Origin of the sequence: Streptomyces sp. NPDC086077 (assembly GCF_040686175.1) — a bacterium.
In the GTDB taxonomy this organism is placed as follows: Bacteria; Actinomycetota; Actinomycetes; order Streptomycetales; family Streptomycetaceae; genus Streptomyces.
Map to the genome: position 1 here is coordinate 1 of NZ_JBFBJT010000224.1, position 8,276 is coordinate 8,276.

The 8,276-nt window shown below is 70.4% G+C and carries 8 protein-coding genes; 4 read left to right on the forward strand and 4 right to left on the reverse strand.

Features of this window, described 5'->3' with window-relative positions:
* Window positions 1-144: 144 nt before the first annotated feature.
* Window positions 145-1,143 carry a sigma-70 family RNA polymerase sigma factor gene (locus AB0O67_RS35085; protein WP_365459409.1) on the reverse strand — a complete coding sequence of 333 codons (999 nt, stop codon included), beginning with the start codon at window positions 1,141-1,143 and terminating at the stop codon, window positions 145-147.
* A 184-nt stretch (window positions 1,144-1,327) separates the two neighbouring features.
* On the opposite strand from AB0O67_RS35085, the gene AB0O67_RS35090 reads away from it, so the two are divergent.
* Window positions 1,328-1,846, forward strand: coding sequence for an N-acetyltransferase family protein (locus AB0O67_RS35090; protein ID WP_365459412.1), 519 nt, complete (start codon window positions 1,328-1,330; stop codon window positions 1,844-1,846).
* Between the two features lie 84 nt (window positions 1,847-1,930).
* On the opposite strand, the gene AB0O67_RS35095 is transcribed toward AB0O67_RS35090, so the two are convergent.
* Window positions 1,931-2,722 (reverse strand): class III extradiol ring-cleavage dioxygenase, encoded by a 792-nt coding sequence (locus AB0O67_RS35095; RefSeq protein WP_365459415.1) that lies wholly within the window; start codon window positions 2,720-2,722, stop codon window positions 1,931-1,933.
* A gap of 110 nt (window positions 2,723-2,832) precedes the next feature.
* Between AB0O67_RS35095 and AB0O67_RS35100 the strand changes: the two genes are divergently transcribed.
* The gene (locus AB0O67_RS35100; RefSeq protein WP_365459418.1) at window positions 2,833-3,366 is read left to right on the forward strand and encodes a MarR family transcriptional regulator; all 534 of its coding nucleotides are present in this window, start codon (window positions 2,833-2,835) and stop codon (window positions 3,364-3,366) included.
* 65 nt (window positions 3,367-3,431) lie between these two features.
* Here the strand turns inward: AB0O67_RS35100 and AB0O67_RS35105 are convergent, their stop codons facing one another.
* Window positions 3,432-4,961: an MFS transporter gene (locus AB0O67_RS35105; protein WP_365459421.1), complete on the reverse strand. Its 1,530-nt coding sequence runs from the start codon at window positions 4,959-4,961 to the stop codon at window positions 3,432-3,434.
* A 153-nt stretch (window positions 4,962-5,114) separates the two neighbouring features.
* Window positions 5,115-5,762 (reverse strand): helix-turn-helix domain-containing protein, encoded by a 648-nt coding sequence (locus AB0O67_RS35110; protein ID WP_365459424.1) that lies wholly within the window; start codon window positions 5,760-5,762, stop codon window positions 5,115-5,117.
* Window positions 5,763-6,114: 352 nt separating this feature from the next.
* Between AB0O67_RS35110 and AB0O67_RS35115 the strand changes: the two genes are divergently transcribed.
* Both AB0O67_RS35115 and AB0O67_RS35120 read left to right on the forward strand, forming a co-directional pair.
* A complete protein-coding gene (locus tag AB0O67_RS35115; protein WP_365459427.1) occupies window positions 6,115-7,398 on the forward strand; it encodes a M6 family metalloprotease domain-containing protein in 1,284 nt (427 codons plus the stop codon).
* A gap of 82 nt (window positions 7,399-7,480) precedes the next feature.
* Window positions 7,481-8,276: IclR family transcriptional regulator (locus AB0O67_RS35120; RefSeq protein WP_365459430.1), on the forward strand; the 796-nt coding region annotated here is incomplete at its 3' end.

Genomic DNA, 8,276 nt, shown 5'->3' on the forward strand with positions numbered 1-8,276 from the left:
CCCTCGGGCCCGAACTCTCGTGCCCTGATGTCTTTTTCCCGGGACGGCGCTTTTGAAGCGGCGTTACACAGCCATGTTCACGCGGGCCTTCGCCCCCCGGCGTACGCCCCCGGAACGATCTCCGTGCGGTACTTCGGGCGAGCCTCACGCGGCCGCGTCGAAGCCGGTCTGACGTGCCAGCTTCTTCAGCTCGAGCAGCGCGTGCTTCTCGATCTGACGGATACGCTCCCGCGTCAGCCCGTGCTCCTTGCCGACCTCGGTCAGGGTCCGCTCCCGGCCGTCCTCGATGCCGTACCGCATCTTGATGATGGACGCCGTGCGCTGGTCGAGGCGGCCGATCAGGTCGTCCAGCTCCTCGCTGCGCAGCAGGGTCATCACGGACTGCTCGGGGCTGACCGCCGAGGTGTCCTCCAGCAGGTCGCCGAACTGGGTCTCACCCTCGTCGTCCACCGACATGTTCAGCGAGACGGGGTCGCGCGCCCAGTCCAGGACGTCGGTGATGCGCTCCGGCGTGGAGCCGAGCTCCCCGGCGATCTCGGCGGGCTCCGGGTCCCGGCCGTGGTCGCGGTTGAACTCGCGCTGGATGCGCCGGATCCGGCCCAGCTCCTCCACCAGGTGGACGGGGAGCCGGATGGTGCGCGACTGGTCGGCTATGGAGCGGGTGATCGCCTGACGGATCCACCAGGTGGCGTACGTCGAGAACTTGAAGCCCTTGCGGTAGTCGAACTTCTCGACCGCGCGCACCAGGCCCGCGTTGCCCTCCTGGATCAGGTCCAGCAGGGGCAGACCGCTGCGCGGGTAGCGACGGGCGACCGCGACGACCAGACGGAGGTTGGAACGGATGAAGACGTCCTTGGCCCGCTCGCCCGCGGCGACCAGGGCCTCCAGCTCTTCACGGGTGGCGTCCGCCTTCGACTCCTCGTACCCGTCGAGGACCTGTCGCGCGAACACACCCGCCTCGATGGTCTGGGACAGCTCGACCTCCTTGGCGGCGTCGAGCAGTGGTGTACGCGCTATCTCGTCCAGATACATGCCGACCAGATCGCGGTCCGCGATCTCGCCGCCATGGGCGCGAACACTGCGTGCCGCGTCGACGGTCTCGCCGGCGGCGGACGTACGACGGGCGACGGCACGGGTTGCCATGCGTGCTCCCTTTGCGATGGTGAGGTCAGCGGGTGGTCCTTCAGACGCTCAGCACTCTCTCCGGTCAGTCCTCGGGTGCCCTGCATCCGATGGAAACAACGACTGCAATCCGGACAGAATTCCCAACCCACCCCTCGATTTTTCTGATCATGCAGTACCCTGTCCGGCCACACGAGGAGGCTCGATGCCGTCGGAACGGGCAGAGGTGCAGGTCAGACCAGGAGTCGAGGGTGATCTCGCGGCCCTCACCGACCTTTACAACCACTATGTACGTGAGACACCCATCACATTTGACACGGTGATCTTCACTCCGGAGGAGCGCCGCCCTTGGCTGCTCTCCCATCCGGTAGACGGGCCGCACCGCCTGATGGTTGCCACGGACGCGGACTCCCAGGAAATCCTGGGGTACGCCACATCCAGCCCTTATCGCGCGAAGCCCGCCTACTCCACCTCCGTGGAGGTCACGGTCTACGCCGCCCCGCACGCCGCCGGCCGCGGCGTCGGCACGCTGCTGTACAAGGCCCTCTTCGGCGCCCTGTCCGGCGAGGACCTGCACCGCGCCTACGCCGGCATCGCGCAGCCGAACGAGGCGTCCACGCGGCTGCACGAGCGCTTCGGCTTCCGGCACGTCGGCACGTACCGCGAGGTCGGCCGCAAGTTCGGCCGCTACTGGGACGTTGCCTGGTACGAGAGGCCCCTGTAGTCCAGCTGCGCGGTCCGGCCCGGGACGTCGGTCCCGGCGGTCCAAGCCCGGTACCTCGATCCCCGGTGACGTAAACCCCGAAGCTCAGCCGAACTGCACCGACCGCTTCGCCAGTCCCATCCAGAACCCGTCGATCACGGACTTCTGTTCCCCGAGCTCGCCCGCCGCGTCCGCCGCGCCCATGGTCACGAACAGCGGGGCGAAGTGCTCCGTACGCGGATGGGCGAGCCGCCCGGCCGGGGAGGTGTGGGTGAAGTCAAGCAGCGCGTCCACGTCACCGGCCGCCAGCGCCCGCCGACCCCAGTCGTCGAACTCGGCCGACCAGCCCGGCACTCCCCCGCCGGGGTGCCGCAGCGCGGCGAGGTTGTGGGTGAAGAAACCGGAGCCGACGACGAGCACGCCCTCGTCGCGCAGCGGGGCCAGCCGCCGCCCGATCTCCATCAGCCGCACCGGGTCGAGGGTCGGCATGGAGACCTGGAGGACGGGGAGGTCGGCCTCGGGGTACATCTCGACCAGAGGCACGTACGCGCCGTGGTCCAGGCCCCGGTCCGGCACGTCCTGCACGGGCATGCCGGGCGCGCGCAGCAGTTTGCGTACGGACTCGGCGAGTTCCGGGGCGCCTGGAGCCCCGTAGCGGACCTGGTAGTAGCGCTCGGGGAAGCCCCAGAAGTCGTAGACCAGGGGGACGGTCCGGGTGGCACCGAGGGCCAGCGGGGCCTCCTCCCAGTGGGCGGAGACGATGAGGACGGCGCGCGGCCGGGGCAGTCCGGCGGACCAGGCCGCGAGCTCGCCGGGCCAGACCGGATCGTCAGCCAGCGGTGGGGCGCCGTGGCTGAGGTACAGGACGGGCATGCGCTCCTGAGCGGCGGCGGACATGACGGCGGCTCCCTCCGACTGGACCCACTTACTTGAACTCTCAATCTCTCTTGCCAGAGCTTACGCCGCGTTTGTTTAAGTTTCAAGGAGGAGTCTCGTACAGTGGTCGCATGAAGACGGCATCCACATCCGCACCCGCGTCCGCGTCCGCGCCCGGCGACGAGCCGACCTGGCTCACCGACGAGGAGCAGTGCGTGTGGCGTTCGTACATCGAGGCCGCCACGCTGCTGGAGGACCACCTCGACCGCCAGCTCCAGCGCGACGCCGGCATGCCGCACATCTACTACGGCCTGCTCGTCAAGCTCGCCGAGTCCCCGCGCCGCCGGCTGCGGATGACCGAGCTGGCGATGCACGCGAAGATCACCCGCTCCCGTCTCTCGCACGCCGTCGCCCGGCTGGAGAAGAACGGCTGGGTGCGCCGCGAGGACTGCCCCTCCGACAAGCGGGGCCAGTTCGCGGTGCTCACCGACGAGGGCCTGGAGGTGCTGAAGCGCTCGGCCCCGGGCCATGTGGCCGCCGTGCGGCAGGCGGTGTTCGAGCGGCTCACCCCGGAACAGCAGAAGTCCCTCGGCGAGATCATGCGGATCGTCGCCGAGGGACTTCAGCCCAGCGAGGCCGGGGCGGATCTGCCCTGGCTTCGCTGAGGTCGTACGGATCGCCCGAAGGAGTACCGCCCGAAGGGGTACGACGGGACGGGGCTGTCAGGCGGTCAGTGCGCGACCACCGGAACCGGCACCTCGTCGTCGGCACCCTTGCCCGCGCCCGTGACCGCGCCCATGTCCGGGCGGCCGGCGTTGACGAGGGTCAGGGCGATCGCCGCGGCGACGACCAGGATGCCGACGGCGAACCAGATGGCACTGGTGTAGCCCTGGACCTGGCCCTCCAGCTGGACGAGCTGCTGCTGTGAGCGGGAGGCCGCCGAGCCGATGTGGTCGGCGATGTACGAGGTCGTCGCCGAGGCGGCGATGGTGTTCAGCAGGGCCGTACCGATCGCGCCGCCCACCTGCTGCGAGGTGTTGACCATCGCGGAGGCGACACCGGCGTCCCGCGGCTCGACGCCCTGCGTGGCCAGGGACATCGCCGGCATGAACGCCGTACCCATGCCGAGGCCGAGCAGCAGCATCGCCGGCAGCAGCAGAGCGGCGTACGAGGAGCCGATCTCCAGCTGGGTCAGCAGCAGCATGCCGAGCGCGGCGACCAGGAAGCCCGGGCCCATCAGCAGGCGCGGGGCGACGCGGGTCATCAGGCGGGTGCCGATCTGTGTGGAGCCGGTGATCATGCCGGCGATCATCGGGAGGAACGCGAAGCCCGTCCTGACCGGCGAGTAGCCCTTCACGACCTGGAGGTAGTAGGTCAGGAAGAGGAACAGGCCGAACATCGCGATGATCGCGAGGCCGAGCGAGAGGTAGATGCCACCGCGGTTGCGCTCGGTGATCACGCGCAGCGGCAGCAGCGGGGCCTTGACCCGCGCCTCGACGAACACGAACGTGGCGAGCAGCACGACCGACGCGACGAACATCGCGATGGTCACGGCGTCGCTCCAGCCCTCGGACTCGGCGCGGGTGAAGCCGTAGACCAGCGCGACCAGGCCGAGGGTGGACAGGATGACGCCGGGGATGTCGAGCGGGGAGCGGTTGCGGCCGCCTCCGGGCTCACGGATGACGAACCAGGCACCGGCCGCGGCGACCACCGCGAACGGGACGTTGACGTAGAAGGTCCAGCGCCAGTCCAGGTACTCGGTGAGGAAGCCGCCGAGGATGAGACCGACGGCACCGCCACCACCGGCGATGGCACCGTAGATGCCGAACGCCTTGGCGCGCTCCTTGGCGTCGGTGAACATCACGGCGAGCAGGGAGAGCGCGGCGGGGGCCAGGAGGGCGCCGAAGACACCCTGGAGGGCGCGGGCGCCGAACATCATCGCCTCGTTGGTGGCGGCACCGCCCAGCGCGGAGGCGAGGGCGAAGCCGGCCAGACCGACCACGAAGGCGCGCTTGCGGCCCCACAGGTCGGCTATCCGGCCGCCGAACAGCAGCAGACCGCCGAAGGCGAGGGCGTAGGCCGTGACGACCCACTGCCGGTTGCCGTCGGAGATGCCGAGGTCCTGCTGGGCGGAGGGCAGGGCGATGTTCACGATGGTGGCGTCGAGGACGACCATCAGCTGGGCGAGCGCGATGAAAACCAGCGCTTTCCAGCGGTTGGCGTCGGGGACGCCGGGAGCCTTGACGGCTGTTTCAGACATGGGTGTACCCACTTCGGGACTTCGGGACGGAAAAGAGACTTCGGGACGAAAAAATGACTTCGGGACGACAAGGACTTGCGGAGCTACCGAGCTACGGAGCCGCGGGCCACGGAGCTACGGAACAGAACGGAGGTGAACGGAAGGGATCGGCTGTCAGGCCTGGCGCAGGTCCTCCAGGGTCACGGCCGTGCCGGGCAGGCTGCCCGAGCGGGCCGGTGCCCGCAGGCCGTCCAGGAACATCTGCAGATGCCGGTGCACGAAGCGGTCGACGCTGAAACACGCGGCACCGGCCGGAGGCCGGCTGAGCTGGGCGACGACGATCATCAGATCGCCGACCCCCACGTCGGTGCGGAGCTGCCCGGCCGCCTTGGCGCGGGCCATGACCTCGTCGACGAGCTGCTCGACCCGGCCGCGCGCGGCCAGCAGGTCGGGGTGGTGCTCGTCGAAGGTGCTGGAGATCATCGGGCACAGCGCGCTGATCCGCTCGTCGGCGGAGGCGTGCACGAAGCGCTCCAGCGCGGCGAAGGCGTCGCCGTTCTCGGCCAGGGCCTGCTCGGCGGCCAGGGCCGTACGGTCCATGACCGAGCAGACGACCTCGCGGACCAGGGCGTCGCGGTCCGGGAAGTTGCGGTACACCGTGGCGTTGCCGACGCCGGCCCGGCGGGCGATCTCGTCGAGGGGCACGTCCGGCCCGTGCTCTACGAACATCTCGCGGGCGGCGGTGACGATCCGCTCCCGGTTGCGCAGGGCGTCGGCGCGCGGCCGGGTCGCCTTGCGTCGTTCGGGGGTGGCGGTCTGCACGGCGTACTCCTGGATGAGTGGATGAGTGGCTGGGCGGCTGAGCGGCTGGGTGGCCGTGGCTCAGGGTGATAGCGCTCGTCGGTGGCGCGTTCCGGGGAGTAATCCCCCGTTTCGCTCGTACGCGTGGTTAAACGGGGAATCGATCCCCGGTTATTTCCCACCCGCCGAATGATTTCCTGTGACCCGCGTCACAGTGCTCCATTCGCTCGACCACACACCCACCGACCTGCGCTTACTCACCGCAAACCCACGATCGGTCGGCTCCAGCGCGCGCCCGCGCCACACCCGGCACAGGGTGAATCGCAAGGGTGCAGCCGGAGACGGGTGGCTGCCTGGAGCGAAAGGTCCAAGCATGCAGCCGTCCCGCCGTCGGATACGCCCGCGCCGAGCGGCCGCGCTCGGCGCCGTGACCGCAGTGACCCTCGCAGTGAGCACCTCGGCCGGCACGGGCCACCATACGGTGGGCTCGGCGACGGCGGGAGCGCGGCCGACCACCGCCCTGGCCCGATCCTCCACCCACGGACCGTGCATGATCAGCGGCAAGGCCGACGTGCAGATGTCGGAGGGCATACCCACCCCCGACGGCTACTCCCGCTCCACCGGCACCGTCCGCGCCCTCACGATGATGGTCGACTTCTCCGACGCGCCCGGCAAGGGCAAGGCGCTGGACCGGTTCGACGAGTTCTTCCCACAGACCCAGGAGTGGTTCCGCACCAGCTCCTACGGCCGCCTGGACTACCGCCCGCAGACCCCGATCGCCGACTGGCTGCGGATGCCGAAGTCCTTCCAGGCGTACGGCATAGAACGCGGCGCCCCTTTCGACCCCGGCTACCGGGAGCTGGTGCGGGACATAGTGGCCGCGGCCGACCCCGAGGTCGACTTCCGCGAGTACGACCTGCTGAACGTGCTGGTGACGCCGAACGCGGGCCCGTCGGCACTGGACACGGTCCTGTCGGTGACCTTCGCGGGCAACAACGAGGCGCCGACGGCGGACGGGGTGCCCGTCGCCAACGCCTCGTTCGTCTACTCCCGCCAGGACGACGGCTCCGGCACCTACTCCGACACCGGCTACCGCGTCCTGCCGCACGAGAACGGCCATGTCTTCGGTCTGCCCGACCTCTACACGCAGGAAGGCGGGGGCGCGGTCGGGCACTGGGACATCATGAGCGAGGACTGGGGCGCCAACAACGACCTCCTCGGCTGGCACAAGTGGAAGCTGGGCTGGCTGGACACGGCACAGGTGCACTGCGCGTCCTCCCCCGGCACCACCGAGCACACCCTCACCCCGCTGGCCCGCTCGGGCGGGGTCAAGCTGATCTTCATACCCATCGACCGGCGCTCGGGTTACGCCGTCGAGCTGCGCACCCCCGACGGCAATGACGAGGCGGTGTGCCGGCCGGGTCTGCTGATCTACAAGGTCGACGCGGAGGTGGACACCGGACACGGCCCGATACGGGTGTACGACTCCCGCCGGGACAGCGGCGGCTGCACCCGCAGCCCGAACGTCCACGCCGAACTGTCGGACGCCACGTTCACCCCCGGGGAGGCCTTCGAGGACCGGGAGCGGGGCATGCGGATCGTGGTCGCGGGGGCGGACGTGAAGGGGAACCACACGGTGCGGGTCACGCGACGCTAGGGGCGCGCACCGCGGTGGCCGGACGCGGGAGGGGGATCCGCCGTTACGGTAGGCCTGCCGCGATCGCCGTACCGGAGAGAAGATGCCCGCCAACCCCACCCTGAAGGAGGCCGCCGCACCGGCCGTGCCGGACGAGGCGGTCACACCGCTGATCCGCGGGATCGCCGTACTGCGGCAGCTGACGGAGGCGGGCGGCACCCTGAGCCTGAGCGCCCTGGAACGCGCCACCGGCCTGGCCCGTTCCACGGTCGACCGCATCACCTCGACCCTCGCACACATGGGGTACGTCCGCCTGGACGGCCGCGACGCGGTCCTCGCCCCCCGCCTGATGGAGCTCGGCAACGCCTATCTGGCCGCCCTGCGCCTGCCCGCCCTGCTGGACGCCCACGCGGACGCCCTCGCCGACGAACTGGACGAGTCGGTGTCCCTCGCGGTCGCCGACGGCGACGGCATCCGCTTCATCCACCAGGCCACCCGGCGCCGCGCGATGTCCCTGAGCTTCCGCATCGGCGACCTGCTGCCCGCCGAACGCACCGCGCCGGGCCCGCTGTTCGCCACGGAGTGGACGGGCGAGGACTGGAGGCGCTGGCGGGCCCGCCGGGCGGCGGACCCGGCGAACCACGGCTTCCCCGCCGTACCTCCCTCCGAACACCCGCTGACCGCCGAGGAGTTCACCCGGCGCTCGGCGGGGGCCCGGGCGGACGGGTGGACGCTGGACGACCAGTTGATCGAGCCCGGCCTGGTCGCGGTGGCGGTTCCGGTACGCGATCCCCGCACCGGCCGGATCGCGTGCGCGGCGAGCGTGGTCAGCCACACCAGCCGGCACACCGCGGCCGGCCTGCGCGACACACTGCTGCCACGGCTGCGCGCCGCGGTGG

Excerpts from the sequence above, each read along its gene's own strand:
- AB0O67_RS35085 (WP_365459409.1), bottom strand. The coding sequence starts at position 1,143 with ATGGCAACCCGTGCCGTCGCCCGTCGTACGTCCGCCGCCGGCGAGACC.
- AB0O67_RS35090 (WP_365459412.1), top strand. The coding sequence starts at position 1,328 with ATGCCGTCGGAACGGGCAGAGGTGCAGGTCAGACCAGGAGTCGAGGGT.
- AB0O67_RS35095 (WP_365459415.1), bottom strand. The coding sequence starts at position 2,722 with ATGTCCGCCGCCGCTCAGGAGCGCATGCCCGTCCTGTACCTCAGCCAC.
- AB0O67_RS35100 (WP_365459418.1), top strand. The coding sequence starts at position 2,833 with ATGAAGACGGCATCCACATCCGCACCCGCGTCCGCGTCCGCGCCCGGC.
- AB0O67_RS35105 (WP_365459421.1), bottom strand. The coding sequence starts at position 4,961 with ATGTCTGAAACAGCCGTCAAGGCTCCCGGCGTCCCCGACGCCAACCGC.
- AB0O67_RS35115 (WP_365459427.1), top strand. The coding sequence starts at position 6,115 with ATGCAGCCGTCCCGCCGTCGGATACGCCCGCGCCGAGCGGCCGCGCTC.